This is a genomic window from Microcystis sp. LE19-8.1F, assembly GCF_027531715.1.
Lineage (GTDB): Bacteria > Cyanobacteriota > Cyanobacteriia > Cyanobacteriales > Microcystaceae > Microcystis > Microcystis wesenbergii_A.
The window spans coordinates 1-24,957 of the sequence record NZ_JAPZSO010000084.1 but is presented as its reverse complement, the minus strand read 5'-3'; the positions used below and the strand labels follow the sequence as shown (position 1 = coordinate 24,957).

Sequence of the window (24,957 nt, the reverse complement as noted above, 5' to 3'; positions counted from 1 at the left end):
AAAGCCGCCGGTAAAATTAGCGGCAGCGGAAACTGGGGTATATTTAATTTTGGTGTCTGGAGTAAGTCTCATGCTCAAATATCTGCCTGTTAAATTCCTGCGTTTTTTAGCAATTAGCTGTCTTGTCACGTTAATTTCTCTAGGATTTGACCGTTTACACCCCGTTAAAGCTAATCCCACTCTCATAGCTCAAAATGCTTGGGCCGGGGCCTCCTTCCCCGTGGAAAACTTTCAAACCTATACCTCCGGTTTCGGTTATCGTTTCTCTCCCATGGATGGCAGTCAACAATTTCATGCCGGGTTAGATATGGCCGCACCCTTGGGCAGTTATATTCGCAATTGGTGGACCGGCAGAATCGTCGAATTATCGGATAATACAGGCTGTGGCACCATGATTAAGATGCAATCCGGTCAATGGACGCATATTTATTGTCATCTCATGGGTTCGGTTCAATCCGATAGCCGTGGTACTTTTTTGATTGACAGGTCAGGAGGAATCGTCCTTACTCTCGGTCAGGATATACCGGCAGGGGCCCGTATGGCTAGAGTGGGAATGAGCGGACGCACCACCGGACCACACCTGCACTGGGGACTGATGTACGGCAATCAATACGTTGACCCCGCTTTGGTTTTAAATGCTATGTACGGTTCTAATCCTTCGGGTAATAGTTAAGAGGAAGGGGAAATTAGAGAATCTGCGATCGCATTCTGTGGAGAAAAAACATCGCTGCCCGGATTTAGTGAATAACGAGGGACACTGCTAGAATTAAGCTGATCGATTCAGGTATATCCAGATAAAATGCGAATATTAACCCTTGTACCGGGAGGAATTAGCGATCAACTGCTGTTTTTTCCCACTCTAGAAACCCTCCGGCAAACTTACCCCCAAAGCAGCATTGATGTTTTGGTCGAACCTAGGGCAAAAGCTGCCTATCGTCTCTGTCCCCAGGTTAGGGAAGTGCTTTTATTTGACTATCGAGATCAGTACGGATTAGCGGATTATTTAAATATTTTGGGAGTAATTCGAGACCGGGAGTACGAAATCGCCATTAGTCTCACTAATCGTCCTGCTATCAACCTTTTACTCTGGTTAAATGGTGTTCCTAACCGTATAGGCTATGAAAATAATGGCAGCTGGTTCTTATCGGAACAAGTACCCCGGCCAACGGAAGGCTATCTAGCGGATAATTATCACGCACTGGTCAAAGGGTTAAAGATTGCTCCACCCTGTCCACCTTTAAAACTAACCTTGAATCGCGATGATATCGATTGGGCCCAAATGGAGCAGCAACGCCTCAATATCAAGGATAGCGGCTATATTCTCCTCTACGCCGGCGGTAGCGATCTCAGCATCAGCCAAGGACTAGAAACGGTTTATCCCCTAGAGAGTTGGCTAGAAATTATCCAAGGTATTCGCCATCAACAACCGGATTTGCCAATTGTCGCAATCCAGGGAGAACTGGATGAAGATTGGGTTTTAGCCCTCAAAGCCATGGATAATAACTTAAAAGTGTCCAGAACGGCCGATATCGGTAAAATGGCGGCCATGATCGCCGGTGCTAATTTATTGTTAGCTACCGAAAGTGTCCCTTTACAGTTAGCCGTGGCCGTGGGAACCTATACCCTCTCTCTGCTGCTTCCTTCGTTGCCTAAGAGAGTTTTACCGAGTGGGGGAGAGCTTCATCGATATATTGAAGCTAATACGGGAAAAGTCGCCGATATTACTCCCGAAACTGTCCTGAAAAAGATTTGGGGCCGGTAAAGAATCGGGTTTCGATCGCTTTTCTCGTGGCTCGAAACCCGAAAAAAATCGGCATCAAGGCTCAATTTTGCGATTGAGATAACTGACTTTTCAAGGATTCTAGGGAGGCCCAACGACCATCGATGGCAGTATTTTCTGGAAGAAAAAAATCGGGTGGTTGACAATTGGCTCCGCAGAGTTGACGGGGGGGCAAAGTTAGACACAACTGCTCGTATAACCACATTTGCGGGTCAAAATCCCCGTTAGGATCGAGGGTTTCCGAGAGGTCTTCGTAGGCTATTTCTCGCTCTAGAGGATAGGAGTGATCGTAGTCTTTATTTTTGTCTAGCCAGATTAATTCGGAAGTGTTTAATTGCAGACGATGATTATATTGCTGTAAACAGCGATCGCAGGTTAAGGTGACGATGGTTTCTGCTTTCACCGATACTTCCAAAAAATTCCCCCCATGTCTAACCAGCAAGGTCCCCCGCACCGGTGTCAAGGTTTCTAGACCGGGGATAAAATTATCGATGATGATCACTCTTTGTCGATCAGGAGATTTGAGGAGGTGGGGGATAAAAATAGTTTCCATAGATAACTCCTGTATCATTTATCGGGTGTCAACTGCGTTAGCGAGTAACGCCACCATAATTGCTCGGTGACAATCTTTCCTTTATTAGCTTATCGCAGCCCTCGCCTCTAGAGACATAGACCAGTCCTAGACTTTGGGGTGTAGGGTGTAGGGTGTGGGGTGTGGGGTGTGGGGTGTAGGGTGTGGGGTGTAGGGTGTGGGGAGAACAAAGCTGCCTCTTGCCTCTTGCCTCTTGCCTCTTGCCTCTTGCCTCTTGCCTCTTGCCTCTTGCCTCTTGCCTCTTGCCTTTTGCCTGTCCTAATATGTAGTCTATATTCAACGGATTTAGTTTGACAGGCTGTCTGTTGATCGATCGAGAAAGTTTCCTCAGAATTGGGAGTATATGCACAAAGATACTCCTATGTCAACGGTTTTGAAAAATTTTCTTCCTCGCCTCGGTGGATTGGTTATGGTTGCACTGCTCTGCTCGCTTGTGCTGGGGGGATGGCCTCGGCAGGGAAAAGCGGCTCAATCAGTACATTTATCCTACTGGTTGCGATCGGGAATTGAACAACTAGAGGCAGGTAATTATCAGCAAGCTTTGCAGGATTTCAATCAGTCGCTGGAACAGGAAAATAACTTGGCCCTAGCCTACAGTAATCGCTGTTTAACTCAGATTTATTTGCAGGATTATCTGCACGCTTGGCAAGACTGCACCCGCTCTTTACAACAGCAATCCGATAATTATCTAGCCTATTTCCATCGGGGTTTAGCTTTTTATCGTTTGGGAGATTATTCACAGGCGCTGACCGATTATAACCAGACTATCCGGTTAAAACCCACCTATTATCAAGCCTACTATAATCGGGGTTTAGTTCAGGCGGCCATGAAAAATTATCCCCTTGCCCTAGCCGATTTTAATCAATCCTTGCGTCAAATTACTAACTGGCAACCCGACACTTTAGCCACTATTTATAATGATCGAGGTTTATCTCATTTAGCCCTCCACAATTTTACCTCAGCCAAGGCGGATTTTAATCAAGCTCTCCGGTTAAATAAAAATAACGCCTCAGCCTACTATAATCTAGCTTGTACCGCTCACCAATTAGGTGAATACGACCGCTCGATCGCCGATTTAAATCGGGCGATTGCCATCGATCCTTTTTATGCCGATGCTTATATTAGAAGGGGATTACTGCGGCATCAATTGGGTTATTATCAATCAGCTTTAGCGGATTTAAATCAAGGAGCAAATCACCTCTATCATCAGGGATTGCACCACAATTATCAGCAAATCCTCGCCCTCATCGAGCAGATCCACCAACAGTTACTTTCCTTACCATCTCCCATTGTTTAAAAGAGCGATCAATATTAGACCTCTTGCATAATTAATTTTTCAGGGTTCAAAAACGTCAAAAATAAGGATTAAATGGCATAAAATCTGTAAATATACCATTTAATTGATTAATGCTTATTTTTAATTCTCCTGACTACTGACTACTGGCTACTGGCTCCTAACCCTAACAACGATTTTTGATTTCTACAAGAGGTCTATTATAAAGGAAAGCGCTTCATGGCTGTGACGGCGAGACGGGCATTATCTTTAAGAACTTGGGAAACCCGGGGAATTTGGGGAATTTGCCAGAGAACATCGACGGTGCGCCGTAATAATCGCACTAGATCTCCCTCATCGAGGCTAGTATTTTCGCACAATTCCGGCCAGGATGTCCCCTGGGCCCAACGGGAGGCAATCCCCATCAGTTGGGTTTCTAACCAGACGGGAATGGTGATATCGTAGCGAGATTGAGCTTGATAGAGTAAACGGCGAACTTCTCGCAGACCGGGGGAATTTCCTTCTCCTTGCCGCAAAATATCGATAACTTCTGGCACAGGTGGGTAATTGCACCAAGTATCGGGGCGAGGGGGTTCCGTAATCATGGCGCTGATGGCGGCGGCTAGTTGGCTAGGAGTCAATCTGTCCAAATCTCCGGACATCATCGCTAATCCTAACCAGAGTTCATTTTCCCCGCGAATAGTGGCCGCCGCTTCTCCGAGGGGAGTGGGCAAATAACCCTCTAATGCTTGGAATTCTCGCAAAATCTCGATTAGATTCAGAAATTCTTCCCAGTAGTAGGATTTGCGCGATTGTTGTTTCTGGTATTTAATCTGGGCTTTGTGTAACTTATCGCGAGCAATCTCTCGATCGTAGTATAATTTCATCAATCGCCCTGGATTTTTGCGTTTTTGCAGGGGATGAGCGGCAATTTGACTATTGACAATTTCAATTCTTTGTGCTTGTGTTGCCAGTTCCGTCACCGGTGGGATGCCCTGCACTTGTTGGGGGATTAAATCGGCGATCGCCTGAGTATTTTCCTCACCCTTGCGCCAACCCCCTAGGGAGACTGCTGCTAGAGAAGGGGGTATCAGTTCGCCTAATTCCGCAGGAGAGAGAAAACCTCGATCGATCTCGCTAATATCGGCATAGGCGGCTAAATACCAGCGATTATCACTGCCTAAACAAACAAGGGTTCGCACTTGACCGGCTCCGTGCAGGGTATTGACAAAGATAGCGGGGACGGGGACGGGAACCTTAATGTGTTTGCCCTTGAGATGGAGGATAGTTCCGACGGGAATATTCGGCAATTTTAGATGTATTTCCTGTCTTTTCTGTGCCTCTGACTGACTAGCGAGGATTTTATACAGTCTTTCTTCCTCCCGCAGTCTTTCCCGTAGCTTTTCGTAACTGAAGACCTGCTCCCGCTCGATCCCGGCTAATTCCATATCCAACTTAGCTAATTCGGTGGTTAAGGCGGTAATCTGTTGTCGTTCGGGGCTTAACTTCAAACGAGCGAGATATTCGGCGAAACTGCGCTCTAAGAGGTCTTTGGCCTCCTCTAGACTGTGTTTTTGCAGGAGATTTAAGACCATGCCGTAACTGGGCGCAAAACAGCTTTGCAGAGGTTCCGGTTGGGCGGTGGCCAGAAAAGCCGCTTCTTTTGCCCCTTCAAAGGGCGTTTGTACTGTCACCACATGGCCCACCGCGTCCATTCCCCGGCGACCGGCCCGGCCGGCAATCTGGACAAATTCCGAGGGAGTCAGCATACTATGGCCATCATCGGTGCGTTTGGAGAGGGCCGAGATAACGGTGGTGCGGGCGGGCATATTAATCCCGGCCGAGAGAGTAGCGGTGGCAAAAACCACCTTAATTAAACCGGCTTCAAAGAGTTGTTCGACTAACTCTTTCCAGAGGGGTAAAACCCCCGCATGGTGAACACCACAGCCCCGGGTGAGGGGTTCCACTTGGTCGGCGCGCACCAATTGGGAAGCACTGGCCAGGAATTCAAACAGTTGATTTTTCGTCTCGGGGTCGGCGGTTAAGAGGCTGAGGAGTTGCTCGTCGGACTGGGGGTTATTCGCGAAAAAAGCCAGTAATTTTTGGTGTAGAGGCGGATTTTCGACGGCAAAGAAGGAAAGGGCGAGTTCTTGCAGATTGGGATTATCTTCCAGGAAGAAAATGAGTAAACGGTAGTAAATGGCTCTAGCTTCTTCTGGATTAACGAGATTGAGGTTTTTTAGCTCTCGAATCGCCTGATCGCAACCTTTACGGCTGAAAATGACGTAAATGGCCGGGAGCATATCCTTGTCCCGCAGAGTGGTGACAATCGAGGCGATGGTGGGACAATCTTCTCGTTTTAAGCGTCGGGGTTTGCCGTGGCCGACTTTTGAGTGTAGTTTCGGGTTAACTTTGCTCTGTTTTGGGTCGAGCAGCGGGAATAATCCCTCTTTATTGGCGAAATAAAAGCGCAGGGGGACGGGGCGAAAATCGGAGTTAATTAGCTCGCAGCTGGAGGTCTGTTTATTGTCGCCGGATTGGGGCAGTTGCCGCACCCAGTTAATCCAGTCGGTGAGTTCCCCCGGGTTGCCGATGGTGGCGGAGAGGGCCACTAATTGGATACTAGGGGGACAGTAGATAATTGATTCTTCCCAAACGGTGCCGCGACCTCGATCGCTGATATAGTGACATTCATCGAGAACCAGGGTTTCCACGTTTTCTAGGGAAGTGCCTACCTGACCGATCGGAGTCCTATACAGCATATTGCGAAAAATTTCTGTAGTCATGACTACAATTAATGCTGAGGGATTGATCACCACATCGCCGGTAATTAATCCCACTTCCGCAAACAGCAGCGGGGAATCCTCATCGCCATCGGTGGGGGTGCGACCGAATTTTTCTTGAAAATCCCGGAATTTTTGGTTAGAAAGAGCTTTCAGGGGAGTGGTGTAGAAAACCCGTTTGCCCCTTTCTAGGGCGCGATAGATAGCGTATTCTCCGATTAAAGTTTTGCCGGAACCCGTGGGAGCGCAGACAACCACTGATTTACCGGCAGCGAGAGATGCGATCGCCGATTGCTGGAAGTCGTCGAGTTTAAAGGGAAAAATGGTTTTGAGATCCAAAGAAGTAGGGTTGAGGGACTCTTTCACGTCAAGTCTAAGAGGAGAAATTTTCTTAATTGTGGCTATTCTGACTGGCTTTTTTTATTCTAGTCGAAAAAAGCGGACTTCTAGAAACTAGAGGCGGATTGACCTTTACAATGGTTATAATGAATGACTTTTTTTCTATCACCACTAGCTCGCCATGGCATTAAAGCACCTGCCCAGATTGGGTAACAAATCATTGCCCCTGTTGGTTATATCAATTATTTTAGGCTATTTGGGCAATTATTTTTACCTGCATTTATTTTTGAGACTAGATTTTCTTTTTGGCAGTAGTTTTGCTTTGATCTCGGTTTCGCAACATTTAGCCCTGAAGATAATAATCTAGAAGCGGTGATCGAGCGGGCTGATCATGCCATGTTCGCCGCTAAAAATCAAGGTAGAAATCGAGTTAGTTTAGGTAAAACAGTATGAAAAATTTGTTATTTATTCTTGGTTTTTTGCTCTTAGGTGTAGCTCCAAGTTTTAGCACCGATCTCGATACGATTATACGCCGGGGAAAATTAATTGTCGCTGTCAAAAATAATCTCCCTCCCCTCGCTTTCCTTGATTCTCAGGGGAATCTGCAAGGATTGGAAATCGACATCGCTAAACGTCTAGCCGCAGAAATTCTCGGTTCTGACAGTGCTATTATTCTCCAACCCGTTAGTAATCAAGAACGTTTACAGGTGGTTATTGATGATCGGGTGGATTTGGCGATCGCTCGTGTGGCGATTACTCCTGCACGTCAGCGCTTAGTGGATTTTAGCCCCTTTTATTACCTCGATAGCAGCGGTTTTGTGACGAAAAACCAGCAATTTCAGCGTTTAGAAGACCTAGCTAACTCTAGAATCGCCGTACTCAACGGTTCGACGACAATCGCCCTTGTGCGTTCCAATTTGCCTAACGCTATCCTGCGCGGGGTTGCTTCCTATCAAGAAGCTTTTAATTTACTGGAAACGGGGGAAATAGACGCTTTTGCGGCTGATAATAGTCTTTTAACCGGTTGGGTGCGGCAATTCCCCAATTATCGTCAATTACCGATCCAGTTGGGCGCGATCGCTCTAGGAGTCGTTCTCCCTAAAGGTTTACAGTACCAAAGTCTCCGAGAACGCGTCAACCAAGCGATCGAGCGGCTAGAATCCACCGGCTGGTTAGCAGAACGGGTGAACTATTGGGGCTTACCCCTGAGAATTCGGGAAATGGGGAGATAGGGTGCTTTTTTGCTGTGAACAGTGAACAGTAATCAGTAATCAGTGAACTGAAAACTCAAATCTGATCAGTGATCACTGATAACTGATCACTGATCACTGACTAAATCCTGTTATAATTTGAGGGAATAAGTATAAAAATATTGATTGCTCGATCGCTAATTATGGAAGATACCCTGCCGCTTATTTACGTTTCTGGATTGCTAATTTTCGTGATTGGTTTAGGAATTTTTGTCATCGTGCAAATCTTTAAAACCCGTCGAGTGGAAGGAACCTTTAACAAGCTACAAAAGAAATTGCAAAAAGAAAAAGGTACAGCTAAAGAATACTATGAATTAGGGAGTCTGTATCTCGATAAAAAACTCTATGTTCAAGCATTGAGTTTACTACAAAAGGCTTTAAAAATCTCTGAGGAAGAAAACATCGAACCAGAAAATCAAGCTCTAATCTACAATGCGCTCGGTTTTTCCTATTTTGCCCAAGAACAATTAGAATTAGCGATTCGTAACTACAAAGAAGCAATTAAACTTTATCCTCAATACTCGATCGCTCTCAATAATCTTGGCAATGTTTACGAAAAGAAACAGATGGCTAAAAAAGCTCTCGAAACCTACGAAGAAACTCTCAAATTTGATCCTAACAATACCGTAGCGAAAAAGCGAGCCGAATCCCTGCGTAAACGCTTCGCCGAATCGAAATAGTTTTGACTACTATCAAATTCTTTTTAGAGATCGAAGATTCTTCGATCTCTTTCTTTCTTTATTTCAAGCCATAAAACAAGACAATTAAACTAGGGGTTAAAATCGTCAAAATTAAATTTAGGGGCGCACCCAAACGGGTAAAATCGAGGAATTTATAGCCGCCTGGTGCATAAACCATGGTATTAGTTTGATAGCCAATCGGTGTTAGATAACTATTAGAAGCAGCAAAGGTGACAGCATACATAAATGCCAAAGGATTTAAACCCAACGTTTTCGCTACTTCCACGGCGACGGGAATCATTAACACCACGGCGGCGTTATTAGAGAGGATTTCAGTTAAAACTGAGGTAATTAGATAGAAGAAAACTAAGATCCAAAACCCCGAAAGATGACCGCCGATAGCCACTAAATTATCTGCCAACCATTTAGTCGTTCCCGAGTTATCCATGGCAGTACCCAGGGGAATTAAACCCGCTAATAAAAAGATAATATCCCAACGAATGGAACCATAGACTTCTCCCGGTTTTAGACAGCCAGTAATTACCATTAAAACCACCCCGACTAAACTGGTGACAAGAATCGGTTGAATATCAAAAGCGGCAATAATAATCACTAACAAAGTAATCATTAAAGCAATAATGCCTTTATCCTGTCGCAATGATTCAAGCTCTTTTTCTTCTAAAACTAATAATTCTCGCGTGGTTTGTAACCCCACAAAACTCTGTTTTGGTCCCTGAACTAAGAGCAAGTCGCCAAATTTTAAAGGAATTTTCCCTAATCTTCCTTGTAGTAATTCCGAACCACGCCGAATCGCTAGAACTGTTGCATTATAACGCTGACGGAATTTTAGATCTTTTAAAGTTGTCCCAATTAAACGGGAATTAGATAGAATCAAAACCTCGGCTAATTTTTCCTCACCTGTAGTAATTGTCGATTCAATATCTCCTTTCTGAAATTTGACATCGGCAAAGATTTCTAAGCCTCGTTCATCTTTAATTTTTAATAGTTCTTCCCGACTACTATGAACGATTAAAATATCGCCAGCATTGAGAACTTTATCGGCTAAAGGTTGGGGTAAATGTACCTTATTTCTGATTAATTCCAACACATCAAAATCAAACTTTCTTTGTAGTCCACTTTGGGATAAAGTTTGACCGATAAGATTAGAACGAGGGGTAATAATTACCTCACTCAGATATACTTTAGAACCATAATCATCGTCTAAAAATTCCCCTGCGGAAGATTTGCGATCGGGTAGTAATTTTGGGGCAAAAATTGTTAAATAAATCAAACCTGCTAAAAAAGTGACTAATCCTAAAGCAGTAAATTGAAATAAGCTAAATTCCCCATAACCCAGCTTGGCAGAAATACCACTAGCGAGAATGTTAGTAGAAGTTCCCACCACGGTAATCATCCCCGCTAAAACTGTGGCGTAGGAAAGGGGAATTAATAACTTAGAAGGAGAAATTTTTTGTTTTTTACACCAATCTTCAACGATGGGTAAAAAGATCGCCACCACTGCCGTGTTATTAATAAAAGCACTAATCGGCCCCACTAATGCCCCTAGGACAAATACCTGTTGGTGGGGACTTTTGCCACCCCAAACCAGCAAGCGATCGCGAATTACTTGAATCACTCCCGTGCGGGTAATTCCGGCACTAAGCACAAACATCGCCATCACTGTCACCGTGGCAGAATTACTAAATCCGGCGATACCTTCTTCGGGAGTAACTAAACCCAAGAGAATGAGGACAATCGCCACGCATAAAGCGGTTAAATCTACTGGTAGCCATTCCGCCACGAAAGCGACTAAAGCAACGACTAAAACCGTTAAAGTCAGAATAATTGGTGTTGGCATTGATTTATTTTTTCGTCATGAACCAGCGAATAAATAACTTCTCTAACTCAATCCAAACAAACATTAAGGCGCTAAATCCAAAACAGATTAATAATTCCGTGCCACTAATCCATTGAGTACCGAAGAAGTTTTGTAGAGGAGGAGCATAAATTAACAACAATTGTAGGATCGTTGTCAAACCCACGGCGGCGATAATGTAAGGATTAGAGAAGGGATTCATTTGCACAGCTAACTGGGTATGGGAACGCACCGCCAAAGCATGACCCATTTGTGCTAAACAGAGGGTAGTAAATACCATGGTTTTCCAACGTCCGGGATCTCCGATTTCGGGGGTTGCTTGAGTATATCGGTAAGCCCAGTACATCATAATAATGGTGAGAATGGCAAAGACGATGCCGATGCGAATCATATACCAACCCAAACCGCGGGCGAAAATGCTTTCCCGGGGGCTAAAAGGTGGACGTTTCATCACATTAGGTTCGGCGGGTTCCATTGCCAGAGCAAGAGCCGGTAAACCGTCGGTGACAAGGTTCATCCAGAGGATTTGCAAGGGAGAAAGGGGTACACCGCCTAAACCGAGCAGAGGAGCCGCTGCAATCGTTAAAACCTCGCCAATATTACTGCCGAGAATGTATTTAATAAAGCGCCGAATGTTACTGTAAACCACGCGCCCTTCTTCGGTGGCGGCGACGATGGTGGCAAAATTATCATCCAGCAAAATCATATCGCTGGCTTCTTTGCTGACATCGGTTCCGGTAATGCCCATGGCGATACCGATATCCGCTTGTTTTAGTGCCGGAGCATCGTTCACCCCGTCCCCCGTCATGGCGACGAATTTGCCCCGTTTTTGCAAAGCTTGGACGATTCTCAGCTTATGTTCGGGAGAAACACGAGCATAGACGCTAACACCATCTACCTCTCCCTCTAGGTCATTCTGAGACATTTTTTCTAATTCTTTACCGGTGATTACTCGCTCCCCAGCAGCCGCAATGCCCAATTCAATGGCGATCGCCTTGGCCGTTAATTGGTGATCTCCAGTAATCATAATCGGACGAATTCCCGCTTGACGACAGAGGGCAACCGCTTCTTTAACTTCTTTGCGGGGTGCATCGAGCATTCCCACCAATCCCAACCAAACCAGGGATTGTTCCTCACTATCTTCTCTTTCCGCTTCCGGCACTTCTGTCATCGGTTTATAGGAAAAACCTAAGACTCGTAGGCCATTACCCGCCATTTCGTCATTTTGTGCCAAAATACGGCTTCTTTGTGCTGCTGTTAAGGGTTGACTTTCCGCCCCAACTTGGATCAGAGAACAACGTTCGAGAATTAATTCCGGTGAGCCTTTGGTAAACATTAAATAGGCAGAATCCCCCAAACCTAACTGGGCATTCTCACAGATTACTGACATTCTCTTTCGTTCGGAAGAAAAGGGAAATTCGCCTAAACGAGGGCTTTTTGGTTCCAATGCTTCCCGATATAGTCCTCCTTTACCCGCTAACGTCAGTAAAGCTCCTTCGGTGGGATCGCCTAAAATTGACCATTCTTGCTCTTTATTCTGCAAAAGTGCATCATTACACAGCACACAAGCCGTTAAAATTGCCTGTAGTTCGGGATCACTTTCACTAGCACCACTAAACTCACCGATGGGCGCGTAACCTTCCCCCGCGACAGTAATGACATGGTGGCAAGTATTGACTTTCTGCACCACCATTTTATTTTGAGTTAAAGTTCCGGTTTTATCGGAGCAAATCGTCGTTACCGAGCCTAAGGTTTCCACTGCTGGCAATTTACGGATTAAAGCTTGTCTTCTCACCATTCTTTGGGTTCCAATTGCCAAGGTCACCGTTACCACTGCCGGTAAACCTTCGGGAACAACGGCCACAGCCATACTGAGGGAAGTTTCGAGGAATGATTCAAAAAACTGCCAACCAAAGCGAATTACGCCCCCAAGCACGACTACAGCCACTAAAGCTAGGGAACTACTCACTAAAACGTTACCTAACTGCGACATTCGCTGCTGTAGGGGAGTTGGTTCACTTTCTACTCCTTGCAACAAAGCGGCGATTTTACCGATTTCCGTATCCATTCCCGTCCTGGTAATCGCCACTTTCCCGCGCCCTTGTACTACTTCCGTACCCTGATAGACGAGGTTAATGCGATCGCCTAAAGAGGCATCTTCCGGTAAAACCTTTTGTGCTTGTTTATTCACCGATTCCGCTTCCCCCGTGAGGGCAGCTTCGCGGATTTGCAGGTTTTGTGCTTCTAATAATCTGCCATCGGCGGCAATTTGTACCCCCGCTTCCAGTAACATGATATCCCCGGGTACGAGTTCCTTGGCCGCCACTTCAAAGGTGCTACCATTACGGATAACCCGGACTTTCGGCGAGGATAACTGCTTAAGGGCGGCTAATGCCTTTTCTGCCCGACTTTCCTGTAAATATCCTAAAATACCGTTTAAAATAACAATCGTAAAAATAGCGATCGCATCTTTGGGAAATTCCCCTTTTTTCAGGTCCAAAACCGCCGAAACCACCGCCACGGCAATCAGCATCACTAACATAATGTTAGTAAACTGTTCCCAGAGAATCATTAACGGGCTACGTCCCCCCGTTTCTTTTAGTTCATTTAACCCGAAAATATCCTTTCTTTTAACAATTTCAGCCTCGATTAAGCCGGTTTCCCCATTGGTTCTCAGTATTTCTAGGGTTTGTTCGCCAGTTAAATTATGCCAAGCACGATTATTCTCTATTTCCGAGACTTGGGGTGACGTAGTGGGAAAAGTCATAGCGATCGATTGAAGAGGGTGTACGCGTGAACTAAAAAGGTAAGCGAATTAAGCTAATTACATATCACAATATCAGTTATCAGTTATCAGTGACCAGCAAACAGTTATCAGTGAGCAGTTATCAGTGAGCAGTTATCAGTAAGCAGTCAGCAGTTATCAAGGAAGTGGGGAGACCACTTTGTGCGCGTTGCAGGGGGAGAATAAATAAAAATAATCTCCTGCCTCCTGCCTTTTGCCTCCTGCCTTTTGCCTCCTGCCTTTTGCCTCCTGCCTCCTGCCTTTTGCCTTTTGCCTTTTGCCTCCTGACTCCTGCCTTTTGCCTCCTGCCTTTTGCCTCCTGCCTTTTGCCTCCTGCCTTTTGCCTTCTCGACAATCTGAAAAAAATGTAACGAAATGTGAAGTATAATAGCGAATGTGATAAAGACAAGACATTAGAGAGTAGATAGGAAACGATGCGAGTTGCGATCGCTGGTGCGGGACTAGCCGGATTATCTTGTGCGAAATACCTTGTCGATGCGGGACATACGCCCATCGTACTGGAACGTCGCGATGTATTAGGGGGAAAAATTGCCGCTTGGAAAGATGCCGATGGGGACTGGTACGAAACCGGTTTACATATCTTCTTTGGCGCTTATCCCAATATGCTGCAATTATTCCAAGAATTAGGCATAGAGGATCGCCTACAGTGGAAAGAACACTCGATGATCTTCAATCAGCCGGAAAAACCTGGGACCTATTCGCGGTTTGACTTCCCTGATATTCCCGCCCCAATTAACGGTATTGTTGCCATTCTCCGCAATAACGATATGTTAACTTGGGAGGAAAAAATTAAATTTGGACTCGGTTTAATCCCTGCCATTGTTAAAGGACAAAGTTACGTCGAGGAGATGGATAAATATTCTTGGTCGGAATGGTTAGAGAAACAAAACATCCCCCCTAGGGTAGAAAAAGAAGTGTTTATCGCTATGTCGAAAGCCCTAAACTTTATCGATCCTAACGAGATTTCCGCCACGATTCTACTAACAGCCCTCAACCGCTTTTTACAGGAGAAAAACGGCTCAAAAATGGCTTTTCTCGATGGTTCACCTACAGAAAGACTTTGCCAACCTTTAGTCGATTACATCAGCGCTAGAGGTGGCGAAGTGCGCTTAAATGCCCCGTTAAAAGAGATTCTCTTAAATGAAGATGGCACGGTTAAAGCCTTCTTAATGCGCGGTTTAGACGGTGGGGAAGATTATCTTTTTGAAGCCGATATTTATGTTTCTGCGATGCCTGTAGATCCTTTAAAAGTTTTACTGCCTAAGCCTTGGCAAGAGGATAAATTCTTTCAAAAATTAGAAGGATTAGAAGGGGTTCCTGTTATTAATTTACACCTCTGGTTTGATCGCAAACTAACCGACATCGATCATTTATTATTCTCCCGTTCGCCCTTACTCAGTGTTTATGCTGACATGAGCAACACCTGTAAAGAATACGCTAACCCCGATCGCTCGATGTTAGAATTAGTTCTCGCTCCCGCTCACGATTGGATTACTAAATCCGATGAAGAAATTATCGCCGCCACGATGAAAGAACTAGAAAAACTCTTTCCCCAACATTTTACTGGCGATAATCCCAGTCAATTGTTAAAATATCATCTGGTGAAAACTCCCCGATCGGTTTATAAAGCCACCCCTGGCCGACAAGCTTATCGACCTTCTCAAAAAACTCCGATCGAGAATTTTTATCTCGCCGGTGACTATACCATGCAAAAATATTTAGGAAGCATGGAAGGAGCGGTTTTATCGGGGAAATTAGCGGCAGCAGTGATCAGCAAAGATCACCCCGCAGCACCGCTAAACCCGAATAAAACCCAATCTACACCAGTGTCCAGCGCTCGTTAATTCTCTGGCTAGGGACTAATGACGAAAATGGCCTTGAGTGAGACAATGCTATATCATTAGCCACAGTTCGCCGTTAATCTAAGTCAATCATTCCGCCCCAGCAGAATGCTCCAATTGCCAAAACCGACCCACCCCACCAAACCCCTCGTCTCCCTTGCGGAGTCCTACGAACTCTGTCGCCGGATTACAGAGAAGTATTCCAAAACGTTTTATCTCGGTACTCTCCTGATGCCGAAACCAAAACGTCAAGCGATCTGGGCAATTTATGTCTGGTGTCGTCGTACCGATGAACTGGTCGATGGCCCCCAAGCCCGGTTAACTACCTCTGAAACCCTCGATTTATGGGAAAAACAGCTAGAAACAGTCTTTTCTGGGGTTGCCCTTGAGGATGCCGATGTCGCTCTCGTGGATACTCTAGAAAAGTTCCCCATGGATATCCAACCCTTTCGGGATATGATCGCCGGGCAACAGATGGATCTCTATCGCAGTCGTTATCAAACCTTTGATGAACTAAAACTGTACTGCTATCGGGTAGCGGGGACGGTGGGGTTAATGTCCAGCGCGGTGTTAGGATTGGAAGATGGCGATCGCTCGGCTCCTTGGCGACGCAATCAAAGCGTCTATATCCCTCAAGAAGAAGCGATCGATCTGGGTATTGCCAATCAATTAACCAATATTTTGCGGGATGTGGGGGAAGATGTCCATCGTGGGCGGATTTATCTACCTTTAGAGGATTTAGAGCGTTTTAACTACAGCGAAGACGATTTACTCAAAGGGGTTAATGATGACCGTTGGCAGGCGTTAATGCGCTTCCAAATTGAGCGCGCCCGTTATTACTACGATTCCGCCGAAAGGGGGATTCGCGCCCTTAATCCCGATTCCCGTTGGCCGGTTTGGGCGGCTTTACTGCTTTATCAAGGCATTTTAGACGTAATTGAAGCAAATAATTACGATGTCTTTGCCCGTCGTGCCTTCGTGCCTTTACCCAAGAAAATGCTCTATTTACCCGTGGCTTGGTTGCGATCGCAGGCGTTATAAAAATGCGACGGGTTTTGTCGCTTGCCGACTCCACCCGTCGAGTCTCAACTAGGGTTTGCGGCAAAAAGTTTTTCGTGGGGGCAGGGTGTGGGGTGTGGGGTGTAGGGTTTTACCGATTTTGAGGGGGTCAATTACCCAATTTTCAGGGAAAAAGTCCCTTAATTCTCCCCCCGATCACTCCCATATCCGGTACTTTTTGACCTCCCAAAAGTCTAAAAGTTTTACCCAACAAGGTTTTTAGACTTATTCAGCCAACCCTAACTATTAAGTTTTCCCAATTCAGCTGCTTAACTTGGGTTGGCTTTTTCAGAGCGATTTAGGAGTCACCAACCAGAAAGGTCCGGTTTCCGTGCAGGGAACATCTCGATCGGTTTCGTAAACCACAAGACCATCTTGCCGATCCAAAACCAAGGCTTCTCCTAGGCGGACGTAGGATATAAACGGGCCGAGATAGCGGACAACAGGCTCATCGCTACAGGCCGGCAACACCCTCTCGTTAAAATACTCCCACCCCACATCCTCGACGCTTTCATAGTAGCGGATGCTGAGATCATCGATCGCTTTCCCCGGAAAACGTTCTCGGATAGCTGACCGGAGAAGTTCTGGCAGCGGTCGATCGGGCGATAATAATGTGGCAGATTTCATGGCTTTTCCCCCTAAAACTAAAGGAAGCGGGAAACTCTGACAAATGCCCCCCCTATCGGGACTATTGGCTTCCGCTCCCCACCCCGCCAATTTCTTACTATCTAGGGATGGGATATGGTGCGGGGAGTCCCCTTGTATTCATTGTAACAAATTTCTCCGCAAAGGTTCGGGGCGATACCGTGAGAACAGGTTCTCTGGATTTTTCGTTACAAAGATTGACAAATTTATCCTTTTATTTTGGCGATAATAATAATTACCCGGCGACAAGCCAGAACAAATAATGGAAATAGGGAAAGACCGACGAGGATGGGACTAACTAACTGGCAATAATGATAGCGAGAAAAGAAGTGGTTTAGTCGTGCCGAATTCTCGTTCCCGATCATTTAGGAGGCAGGAAAGATGACAATTTATGTCACCCGCGAGGGAGATAAACTGGTGGCCGATTCCCCACTGGAGTTGGTGGAAAAATTGCAACAATGTCAGGGTAGAATGACCGAAACAAGACAGGACTTCATGACTCGGATGGCCGCACAGATGGTGGCCAGTCAAGGCGTTACTGTTCCGATCACCGATCCGGAGAATTTTATCGCCGAGCTAATCCACAACGATTTTCTGAGCGTGGTGGACAGTATTGATGGCTAAAAGTCGGACGGGGAATTGGCGGCAAAACTTAGCCCCTAGGGTTCCTAACACTCAAACCCACTAAGCTGCCCGCGCATTTAAATTGCTTGTTGAGACGAGGCAAAAGGCACTCTTGCAAGAGGCAAGCCCCCCCTGCCCCCCGACATCGGGGGGGTCGGGGGGGCAAGGGGGGTGGGCTAATCTAAGGATAGGCGGTTAAGATGCGTCTTAGCTTACCCTAGGTCAAAAAGCAAAATTTCCGAGTCTTCTAGAGATTGAATAGCCAAAGAAGTTTCCTCGCTAATTGCCGCTCCATCCCCCGCTCGTAAATGCACGCCATTTAGGTTTATTTGCCCTCTAGCCACCTGTAACCAGCCATAACGACCAGTGGCTAAGGAATGGGTGAGGGACTGGCCTAGGGGCAAAATTCCCGCGTAGAGATTAACGTCTTGATGGACTTTAACCGCGTTGCCAGCACCGGTGGGAGAGGCGATTAATTGTAGGGTATGGGGAGAAAATTCGATCGCTTTTTGTTCATAACCGGGTTCTAGATTTTTTTGGTCGGGAATAATCCAAATTTGCAGAAGATGGAGGGGATTAGTGGCAGAATGATTAAATTCACTGTGTTTTATCCCTGTTCCCGCGCTCATCCGTTGAATTTCACCGTGTCGAATCACGGAACCCGTGCCGAGACTGTCTTGGTGTTCTAGTTCTCCCTGCAAAACATAGGTTAAAATCTCCATATCATGGTGTGCGTGGGTGTGAAATCCTTTTCCCCCAATCACTTTATCCTCGTTAATAACTCTGAGACTCCTAAAATTAATCTGTTGGGGATCATAATATTGGGCAAAAGAAAAAGTATGATAGGTATCCAACCAACCATAGTTAGCGTGGCCTCTTTCCTCAGCTTTGCGTATAGTAATCATCAGTTTTCCTCTTTTTTATCTCTATATTCCCAGTCTATCTAATAAGCGTTTGTTGTCGATACGATGCACAATTACTATTCATAAGTACCTGAGCAAAATTAATTACACATTTCGACAAAGCTTTTGCCTCTTGCCTCTTGCCTCTTGCCTATCTTCACTAGGAAATTTATTTTGCATGACTACTTATCTTGATTCAGCAACGCCGACTTTTAGTCTTGAGATAATATAAGGTCGATGTCTGATAACTGATAATTGCTCGCTGAATTTAACTTCTTAAAGAAACTTGGAACTGTTTAACTAAAGCTTCTCGCACTTTTGTCATTAAGGGTTCCACCTCTTCATCGGTCAAAGTTCGATCGCTGGCACGATAGACTAAACTAAAGGCCAAACTACAATGATTTTCTGGCACATTCTGCCCCTGATAGCGATCAAATAATTCGACTTTTTCTAAGAGATTACCTCCAGCATTTTTGATAGTTTTTGTCAATCTATCTACGGGTATATCTGTGGAAACAAAGAAGGCGATATCTCGCGCCGCCCCCGGATAGGTAGAATAGACCTGTAAACGCGGGGTAATTTTGGCACTATCGCTAAGAGTTGCTAACAGGATCGGGAACTGGATTTCAAAGGCATAAACTGCCTCAATTAATCCCTTTTGCTGACGCAATTGCGGGTGTAGTTGACCGAATATACCTAGGCGTTGTTTACCAATCCATAAAGAGGCTGTTCGTCCGGGATGAAAACGCGCATCTTCGGCATATTTTTCGTAGCTTACTGTCAGCGAAAGGCGATCAAATACTGCTTCTAAAATGCCTTTTGCTTCATACCAAGTCATGGCCACCTCTTTACCCGATCGCAGCCAACGTCCGGCAGGGAAGAAATCACCGCCGAAAATACCAGCAATTGCATCGTATTCGTTGATATTATCCGATTCTAAGCGGAAAACTCGCCCGATCTCGAAGCCATTTAAGGAACCGTTACCCTGAGACTGATTATACTCAAACGCTTCGATTAAACCGTCTAGGAGATTAGTCCGCAAAGCAGAATACTCGACAAAAAGGGGATTAGCGAGGACAACTTCCGCTAATTCCGGTTTAACTAGGGAATACTGGACTAATTCCGTCAAACCCACTGCGCGAAAAGCTTCCCGCACTCGACGCTGTATAGTTTCCTCAAAGGATAATCCTCCGGCTGCGGTTTTTGCCGGCAAAGTATCGACAAAGCGATCATATCCGTACAGTCGCGCCACTTCTTCAATTAAGTCAATTTCCCGTTCTAAATCCCGATAACGGTAGTCTGGCACTGTTACAGTCCACAGAACAGGATTTTTCGAGGTTAACTGCAATTCACAGCCTAAATTGCCTAAAATCCGCTCCACATCTTCGGCGAGAATTTCACCGATCGCACCATCATCTAGGGTAACTTGACCCAGTAGCTGCTGTAAACGTTCTAAACGCAATTCGATCGAACGACTGGACTGATCGGCACGATAATCAGCTTTAACCTGACTGCTGACAGTTCCCCCAGCTAACTCTAGAATTAAATCGATCGCCCTTTGACAAGCATATTCCAAAGCGGCGGGATTAACACCGCGTTCATAGCGTCCAGAAGATTCGCTGCGTAAACCCTGCGCTTTTGAGGAACGACGGATGGCGATCGGATCGAATAAAGCCGACTCTAGCACAAGATTAACGGTTTCCTCGTTAACTTCTGTATCTTGACCTCCCATCACCCCCGCTAAAGCTACAGGCTGATTATTGGCAGTAATTAATAAATTAAGCTCTTTTAAGCTTCTTTCCTGACCATCAAGGGTAATGATTTTTTCCCCTTCCTCGGCAAAACGGACCCCAATAGTAACGGATTTACCTCCGGCAAAACTTTGTAAACGATCGCGATCGAAAGCGTGTAAGGGTTGTCCCCACTCCAAGAGGACATAATTAGTAATATCGACCACATTATTGATCGATCGCAATCCGGCAGCCTGTAAACGCTGTTGCAACCATAGCGGAGATGGGCCAATTTTTACCCCCTCGATCACCGTACCAATATAAGCAGGACAGGCTGTATTTTCTGATATTTCCAGCGTTAAATCTTTTTTAGGGGAAAATTCCTGTAATTTGACTTTTGGTAGGCTTAATTCTCCTCCTGTCAAAGCCGCCACTTCCCGCGCGACTCCGATCATACTCAAAGCATCGGCACGGTTAGCGGTGGGAGAAATATCTAAAATCACCTCATCGAGTCCTAAAAGGGGACGAACATCTGTACCTAAAGGGAGATTTTCCTGACTAAAAATGTGGATTCCTTCAGAATCTTTAGTTAATCCTAATTCTGCGAGGGAACAGATCATCCCTTCCGATTTTACCCCGCGCAATTTAGCCGGTTTAATCGTTAAATTGATTTTTGGTAAATGAGTTCCCAAAGTAGCCACAGGAACTAGAATATCAGCCCTAGCATTGGGCGCACCACAGACAATTGTACTAGGGTTTTCCTGACCGATATCCACCTGACAGACACTTAATTTATCCGCATTGGGATGGGGTTGGCGATCGATAATTTTACCAATAACCACACCCTTTGCCCATTCTCGGCGATCCTCGATCTCTTCCACTTCTATTCCCGCAATTGTCAATAATTCGGCTAATTCTTGGGGAGATTGGACAATTTTGACTAATTCTCGTAACCAGTTGATCGAAATCCGCATCGTTAATTCTTGCTTGCCGTTGGTTCTTAACTATTGTAAACGGTGGGTTGTCACCGCGACTGGGTTGGCAGGAAAATGATTGCTAGTCAAAAAAAGAGCCACAAATGAGTTATAATACAAGGGTTTTATCGTAAAAATTGCAAATTTTATCTTTGATCCTAGCTATTTCAGTTGTTATCGGCAATATTGTAGGAGCCAGTAAAAATGACTCGGCTTTTTGAAAGTTTACAAATCAGTGGTTATCGTGGTTTTGAACAAATAGAACTGTCTTCTCTAGGACAGGTGAACATTTTTGTCGGTAATAATAATTCTGGCAAAACTAGCATTCTCGAAGCTGTTTCAATTGTTTGTAATCCCCTCGATCCCTTTCAGTGGCTAGAAGTGGCTCAACGTCGATTATATCTAGGCAGAACATCTTTAATGCGACCGGATTTGGAAGCAATTAAATGGGTTTTCTTTCGTCAGAATAATCTTGCTAGTAACGCATCCTATCAAGGACAAATTTCGATCAAGTGTACTGGAAATTCACCGATTAAAAATCTAGCAGCTAATCTCACCGATATTTACGGTGCGAGCAACGAAAAAGGCAACCCAGAAAAGTTCAATGATGATTCCACCGATTCGGAAACCGATCTGGTTATCAATGGGTTAGAATTAAGTGTTACCGCCCATATTTTAGAGCAAGGCAGTCTGCTTGGGATAGATAAGGAACAAGTATTTCAGTTTTGGGAAAAAGAGCGTTTTATTCAAAGGAAACGACAAAAAATACTGGTGAAAAATGCCACCATATTTCCTGCTTATTTGTCCTCGGAACCAATTCTAGATAGACTCTCACAAATCATCCTAAAGGAAGAAAATAACAAAGATGACATCCTAGATTTAATTCGGTTATTTGACGAGGAAATCACCGACCTACAAATACTTTCACCCAACAATAGACCAACTCTTTATATAGAACATAAACAGCTTGGTTTTGCTCCTCTCTATGTGTTTGGTGACGGATTTAAAAGAACCTTAGTTATGGTGCTTAGTTTGTTGACAATTACCGATGGGGTACTTCTAATTGATGAAATCGAGACATCTATTCATATTTCTGCCTTAAGTCGTGTATTTTCTTGGTTAATTAACACCTGTAATCAAAGAAGAATTCAACTTTTTGTAACTACCCATAGTTTAGAAGCAGTTGATGCCATGCTACGGTCAGAAAAGGCCATAGAAGACATGGTAGCTTTTCGATTAAATTCTCCAAGGGAAAAACCTCAAAGATTTTCGGGCGATTTATTGCATAGATTGCGTTGGGAACGTGGGTTAGATGTGAGGTAAAGATGGTGAGATACTGCTATATTGTTGTCGAAGGTCCGCAGGATGTCGAATTCTTAATTGGTTTACTTAAATTTTATGACTTAAAGCGAGTTATTCATTTATCTTCATTGGATAAATTTTGGGAAACACTTATCCCGACAGCTTATCCACTAGACGGTGATTTAACCAAACGAGTACCAGTACCATCTTTTGTTCAAAATGAGCAACTATCAATCGCTTTACATAGTTCTATCGGCATTACACGCATAGCGCAAACCATCGAAGAAAGTCTAAAGTTTATTCAAGTTGCACGGCTTTTTAGTGTGGGGATTTTTTTAGATGCTGATGATAATGAAACCCCCCAAGAAAGGTTCAATAAACTAATTGCTTGCTTATCATCTCTTGATTTGTCAAACTTACGAACGCCTGCCCTACTTGGCGAAGTTACCCATTATTCTCCTCGCTGTGGTATTTTCATCGCTCCTAACAATCGTGAGCAAGGAACTTTAGAAGATATTCTTCTCGAATGTGCTAGGATAAATTATCCTAATTTACTCAATCTTTCTCAAACCTACATAGAAAGTATTGACAGGAATCAGTTAACTAAAAAAGACCTCAAATATTTTGATAAACCAGCAGGTGAAAAGAAAGCAATTATATCCAGTATTAGTAGTATATTAAGACCGGGTAAAGCCCTACAAGTTTCCCTACAAGATAATCGCTGGCTAGATAAGCAAACCCTAGAATTAGAGAGCATCAAGCTTATTAAAAATTTCCTTGAGCAAATTATCGGACTTTGAGAAAAAAAAGATAATTGAATAGCTGCTATCGAAATTATCCCCATCTCCCCTAAAAACAAGCTATCCTAAAGATTGCCATCCCGTTGCGATTCTATCCGTGCCTTACTATTCCCAATATCCCGACGCTTTCACTCCCAGTTATCTGAGCGAACTACAAGGACAGATTCTCGCTTGTCCCCACTTCACAGTTAACAATTTAAATCGAGATTTCGTTAAAACCAAAGGCTTTTCCATCGCTTTTCGACGCACACAAATCAGCGAAGTCGAACGAATGTTTCCCTATTTTAAACCCTATCTTGATCGCAGTTTACAAGCTGACTGCAACGCTTTTTATCTTAACCCCTTACTCCTACAAACCGGTTCACGCGTCGATCCCCATATCGATCGCTCCCTGCGCTCCTATTGTAAAACAATCGATCCTCCGCTCCTAGTTAGCGTCCTTTATGTGCAGGTTCCTAGGGATATTCAAGGGGGGGAACTGGTACTAGCAACAGGCAATCGTTCCGTGGCCCAGATTCGTCCTTGTGCTAACACCCTGATCCTCTTTCAAGGAGATCTCACCCATTCAGTTAATCCCGTTAGCTGTTCCGGTATTCGTCTCAGTCTTGTCTGCGAACAATATCGTTTAGATGCCGAAGAATTGCGAGAGATTCCCGAAATGCAGATAGAGTCGCGAACCATAAAACCAGAAAAGAAAAAAAAGAAAGATCGGGTCATTGCCCTACAATAAAAGGGCATTTTTGTAAAGATATTCTAGATGGTGATGCGCGAACCGATCGTCGAATTAAGGGGAGTAACCAAAGCTTTCGGCAAGAAAGTAATCTTAAATAACGTCGATCTGAAAGTGTACGAAGGGGAAGCGATCGGCGTGATCGGTCCGTCCGGGACGGGAAAATCGACGATTTTACGCTTAGTCGCCGGATTACTGGCCCCCGATCGGGGAGAAGTGTACATCTACGGCACAAAACGCCAGAGAACCGTAGAACAGGGGGAAGATCCCCTCGGTGTTGGTCTAGTTTTCCAGCAATCGGCCCTTTTTGACTCCCTCACCGTCGGGGAAAATGTCGGTTTTGCTCTCTATCGCAACTCAAAGCTAAAACGAGCCGAAATCCGCGATTTAGTGGAAGAAAAACTCGATTTAGTGGGTATGTCCGGTTCCTACGACCTCTATCCCTCTGAAATATCCGGAGGGATGCGAAAACGGGTCAGTTTAGCCAGAGCAATTATCAGCGATCCCTCGATCGCCGCCGATCGATCGAATATTCTCCTTTACGATGAACCCACTGCCGGACTGGATCCCGTCGCTTCTACCCGCATCCAGACGGTAATTATGGAACTTCTCAAGGTAAAAAAAGCCTGTGGGGCCCATCTCATTGTCACCCACGTCCACAGCACCATCGAAAATACCACCGATCGCATCGTTTTTCTCTATAAAGGTCAATTTCAATGGGTTGGACCGACTCAAGAGGCTTATCACTCCGAAATCCCCGTACTCAAGCAATTTTTTACCGGCAGTATCGACGGACCAATTCAGTGATCAGTCAATTGAGGGAAGTGGGGTGTGGGGTGTGGGGTGATGGGGTGATGGGGTTATGGGGTGTGGGGTGTGGGGTGATGGGGATGTGGGGTGTGGGGAGATGGGGAAGTGTGGTGTTGAGTGGGGGGTCTGGCGTCTGGCGTGTGGTGTGTGGGGTGTGGGGT

20 protein-coding genes and 1 pseudogene are annotated in these 24,957 nt (G+C 45.1%); 13 read left to right on the top strand and 8 right to left on the bottom strand.

The window, feature by feature from the left end:
* Nucleotides 1-70 precede the first annotated feature (70 nt).
* Together O9334_RS08850 and O9334_RS08845 are read left to right on the top strand one after the other, a co-directional pair.
* Nucleotides 71-673 carry a M23 family metallopeptidase gene (locus O9334_RS08850; RefSeq protein ID WP_287999878.1) on the top strand — a complete coding sequence of 201 codons (603 nt, stop codon included), beginning with the start codon at nucleotides 71-73 and terminating at the stop codon, nucleotides 671-673.
* 126 nt (nucleotides 674-799) lie between these two features.
* Nucleotides 800-1,762, top strand: a complete 963-nt coding sequence (locus tag O9334_RS08845; protein WP_045362561.1) for a glycosyltransferase family 9 protein — start codon at nucleotides 800-802, stop codon at nucleotides 1,760-1,762.
* 61 nt (nucleotides 1,763-1,823) lie between these two features.
* On the opposite strand, the gene O9334_RS08840 is transcribed toward O9334_RS08845, so the two are convergent.
* Nucleotides 1,824-2,333 carry a YceD family protein gene (locus tag O9334_RS08840; protein WP_002795530.1) on the bottom strand — a complete coding sequence of 170 codons (510 nt, stop codon included), beginning with the start codon at nucleotides 2,331-2,333 and terminating at the stop codon, nucleotides 1,824-1,826.
* A 37-nt stretch (nucleotides 2,334-2,370) separates the two neighbouring features.
* Nucleotides 2,371-2,652, bottom strand: a complete 282-nt coding sequence (locus O9334_RS08835; RefSeq protein WP_287999875.1) for a hypothetical protein — start codon at nucleotides 2,650-2,652, stop codon at nucleotides 2,371-2,373.
* 63 nt (nucleotides 2,653-2,715) lie between these two features.
* On the opposite strand from O9334_RS08835, the gene O9334_RS08830 reads away from it, so the two are divergent.
* Entirely contained in the window at nucleotides 2,716-3,669 is a 954-nt protein-coding gene (locus O9334_RS08830) for a tetratricopeptide repeat protein (RefSeq protein ID WP_287999873.1), read from the top strand.
* A 197-nt stretch (nucleotides 3,670-3,866) separates the two neighbouring features.
* Here the strand turns inward: O9334_RS08830 and O9334_RS08825 are convergent, their stop codons facing one another.
* On the bottom strand, nucleotides 3,867-6,794 hold the full coding sequence (locus tag O9334_RS08825; RefSeq protein ID WP_287999871.1) for a DEAD/DEAH box helicase: 2,928 nt from the start codon (nucleotides 6,792-6,794) through the stop codon (nucleotides 3,867-3,869).
* A 345-nt stretch (nucleotides 6,795-7,139) separates the two neighbouring features.
* On the opposite strand from O9334_RS08825, the gene O9334_RS08820 reads away from it, so the two are divergent.
* The 3 genes from O9334_RS08820 (at nucleotide 7,140) to O9334_RS08810 (ending at nucleotide 8,697) form a co-directional block, all read left to right on the top strand.
* Nucleotides 7,140-7,220: a hypothetical protein gene (locus tag O9334_RS08820; protein WP_223210873.1), complete on the top strand. Its 81-nt coding sequence runs from the start codon at nucleotides 7,140-7,142 to the stop codon at nucleotides 7,218-7,220.
* Nucleotides 7,217-7,999: a transporter substrate-binding domain-containing protein gene (locus O9334_RS08815; protein ID WP_045362550.1), complete on the top strand. Its 783-nt coding sequence runs from the start codon at nucleotides 7,217-7,219 to the stop codon at nucleotides 7,997-7,999. Before O9334_RS08820 ends, O9334_RS08815 begins: the two co-directional genes overlap by 4 nt.
* 161 nt (nucleotides 8,000-8,160) lie before the next feature.
* A complete protein-coding gene (locus O9334_RS08810) occupies nucleotides 8,161-8,697 on the top strand; it encodes a tetratricopeptide repeat protein (protein ID WP_045362547.1) in 537 nt (178 codons plus the stop codon).
* Between the two features lie 58 nt (nucleotides 8,698-8,755).
* On the opposite strand, the gene O9334_RS08805 is transcribed toward O9334_RS08810, so the two are convergent.
* Together O9334_RS08805 and O9334_RS08800 are read right to left on the bottom strand one after the other, a co-directional pair.
* The gene (locus O9334_RS08805; protein WP_287999868.1) at nucleotides 8,756-10,555 is read right to left on the bottom strand and encodes an SLC13 family permease; all 1,800 of its coding nucleotides are present in this window, start codon (nucleotides 10,553-10,555) and stop codon (nucleotides 8,756-8,758) included.
* 4 nt (nucleotides 10,556-10,559) lie between these two features.
* Complete coding sequence (locus O9334_RS08800; protein ID WP_287999866.1) at nucleotides 10,560-13,340, bottom strand: cation-translocating P-type ATPase; 2,781 nt, start codon at nucleotides 13,338-13,340, stop codon at nucleotides 10,560-10,562.
* 452 nt (nucleotides 13,341-13,792) lie between these two features.
* On the opposite strand from O9334_RS08800, the gene pds reads away from it, so the two are divergent.
* Complete coding sequence (gene pds / locus O9334_RS08795) at nucleotides 13,793-15,223, top strand: 15-cis-phytoene desaturase (RefSeq protein WP_190380846.1); 1,431 nt, start codon at nucleotides 13,793-13,795, stop codon at nucleotides 15,221-15,223.
* Nucleotides 15,224-15,328: 105 nt separating this feature from the next.
* Nucleotides 15,329-16,261, top strand: a complete 933-nt coding sequence (gene crtB, locus O9334_RS08790) for a 15-cis-phytoene synthase CrtB (protein WP_190380845.1) — start codon at nucleotides 15,329-15,331, stop codon at nucleotides 16,259-16,261.
* 306 nt (nucleotides 16,262-16,567) lie between these two features.
* Here the strand turns inward: crtB and O9334_RS08785 are convergent.
* Nucleotides 16,568-17,048, bottom strand: a pseudogene (locus O9334_RS08785) (hypothetical protein).
* 257 nt (nucleotides 17,049-17,305) lie between these two features.
* Between O9334_RS08785 and O9334_RS08780 the strand changes: the two are divergent.
* Complete coding sequence (locus O9334_RS08780) at nucleotides 17,306-17,548, top strand: hypothetical protein (RefSeq protein WP_002740673.1); 243 nt, start codon at nucleotides 17,306-17,308, stop codon at nucleotides 17,546-17,548.
* A 212-nt stretch (nucleotides 17,549-17,760) separates the two neighbouring features.
* Here O9334_RS08780 and O9334_RS08775 read toward each other — a convergent pair whose 3' ends face one another.
* Together O9334_RS08775 and pheT are read right to left on the bottom strand one after the other, a co-directional pair.
* Entirely contained in the window at nucleotides 17,761-18,453 is a 693-nt protein-coding gene (locus O9334_RS08775) for a pirin family protein (RefSeq protein ID WP_045362529.1), read from the bottom strand.
* A 265-nt stretch (nucleotides 18,454-18,718) separates the two neighbouring features.
* The gene (pheT, locus tag O9334_RS08770) at nucleotides 18,719-21,154 is read right to left on the bottom strand and encodes a phenylalanine--tRNA ligase subunit beta (RefSeq protein WP_287999862.1); all 2,436 of its coding nucleotides are present in this window, start codon (nucleotides 21,152-21,154) and stop codon (nucleotides 18,719-18,721) included.
* 204 nt (nucleotides 21,155-21,358) lie between these two features.
* Between pheT and O9334_RS08765 the strand changes: the two genes are divergently transcribed.
* The 4 genes from O9334_RS08765 (at nucleotide 21,359) to O9334_RS08750 (ending at nucleotide 24,793) form a co-directional block, all read left to right on the top strand.
* Nucleotides 21,359-22,477: an AAA family ATPase gene (locus O9334_RS08765; protein WP_045362523.1), complete on the top strand. Its 1,119-nt coding sequence runs from the start codon at nucleotides 21,359-21,361 to the stop codon at nucleotides 22,475-22,477.
* 2 nt (nucleotides 22,478-22,479) lie between these two features.
* Nucleotides 22,480-23,256, top strand: a complete 777-nt coding sequence (locus O9334_RS08760) for a DUF3226 domain-containing protein (protein WP_045362520.1) — start codon at nucleotides 22,480-22,482, stop codon at nucleotides 23,254-23,256.
* 97 nt (nucleotides 23,257-23,353) lie between these two features.
* Nucleotides 23,354-23,986, top strand: coding sequence for a 2OG-Fe(II) oxygenase (locus O9334_RS08755; RefSeq protein WP_190380842.1), 633 nt, complete (start codon nucleotides 23,354-23,356; stop codon nucleotides 23,984-23,986).
* Between the two features lie 27 nt (nucleotides 23,987-24,013).
* On the top strand, nucleotides 24,014-24,793 hold the full coding sequence (locus tag O9334_RS08750) for an ABC transporter ATP-binding protein (protein WP_287730670.1): 780 nt from the start codon (nucleotides 24,014-24,016) through the stop codon (nucleotides 24,791-24,793).
* Nucleotides 24,794-24,957: the final 164 nt, after the last annotated feature.

Bases quoted from the DNA above. Each gene is read 5' to 3' on its own strand.
- O9334_RS08850 (WP_287999878.1), top strand. From the start codon at position 71: ATGCTCAAATATCTGCCTGTTAAATTCCTGCGTTTTTTAGCAATTAGC.
- O9334_RS08845 (WP_045362561.1), top strand. From the start codon at position 800: ATGCGAATATTAACCCTTGTACCGGGAGGAATTAGCGATCAACTGCTG.
- O9334_RS08840 (WP_002795530.1), bottom strand. From the start codon at position 2,333: ATGGAAACTATTTTTATCCCCCACCTCCTCAAATCTCCTGATCGACAA.
- O9334_RS08830 (WP_287999873.1), top strand. From the start codon at position 2,716: ATGCACAAAGATACTCCTATGTCAACGGTTTTGAAAAATTTTCTTCCT.
- O9334_RS08815 (WP_045362550.1), top strand. From the start codon at position 7,217: ATGAAAAATTTGTTATTTATTCTTGGTTTTTTGCTCTTAGGTGTAGCT.
- O9334_RS08810 (WP_045362547.1), top strand. From the start codon at position 8,161: ATGGAAGATACCCTGCCGCTTATTTACGTTTCTGGATTGCTAATTTTC.
- O9334_RS08805 (WP_287999868.1), bottom strand. From the start codon at position 10,555: ATGCCAACACCAATTATTCTGACTTTAACGGTTTTAGTCGTTGCTTTA.
- O9334_RS08800 (WP_287999866.1), bottom strand. From the start codon at position 13,340: ATGACTTTTCCCACTACGTCACCCCAAGTCTCGGAAATAGAGAATAAT.
- pds (WP_190380846.1), top strand. From the start codon at position 13,793: ATGCGAGTTGCGATCGCTGGTGCGGGACTAGCCGGATTATCTTGTGCG.
- crtB (WP_190380845.1), top strand. From the start codon at position 15,329: ATGCTCCAATTGCCAAAACCGACCCACCCCACCAAACCCCTCGTCTCC.
- O9334_RS08780 (WP_002740673.1), top strand. From the start codon at position 17,306: ATGACAATTTATGTCACCCGCGAGGGAGATAAACTGGTGGCCGATTCC.
- O9334_RS08775 (WP_045362529.1), bottom strand. From the start codon at position 18,453: ATGATTACTATACGCAAAGCTGAGGAAAGAGGCCACGCTAACTATGGT.
- pheT (WP_287999862.1), bottom strand. From the start codon at position 21,154: ATGCGGATTTCGATCAACTGGTTACGAGAATTAGTCAAAATTGTCCAA.
- O9334_RS08765 (WP_045362523.1), top strand. From the start codon at position 21,359: ATGACTCGGCTTTTTGAAAGTTTACAAATCAGTGGTTATCGTGGTTTT.
- O9334_RS08760 (WP_045362520.1), top strand. From the start codon at position 22,480: ATGGTGAGATACTGCTATATTGTTGTCGAAGGTCCGCAGGATGTCGAA.
- O9334_RS08750 (WP_287730670.1), top strand. From the start codon at position 24,014: ATGGTGATGCGCGAACCGATCGTCGAATTAAGGGGAGTAACCAAAGCT.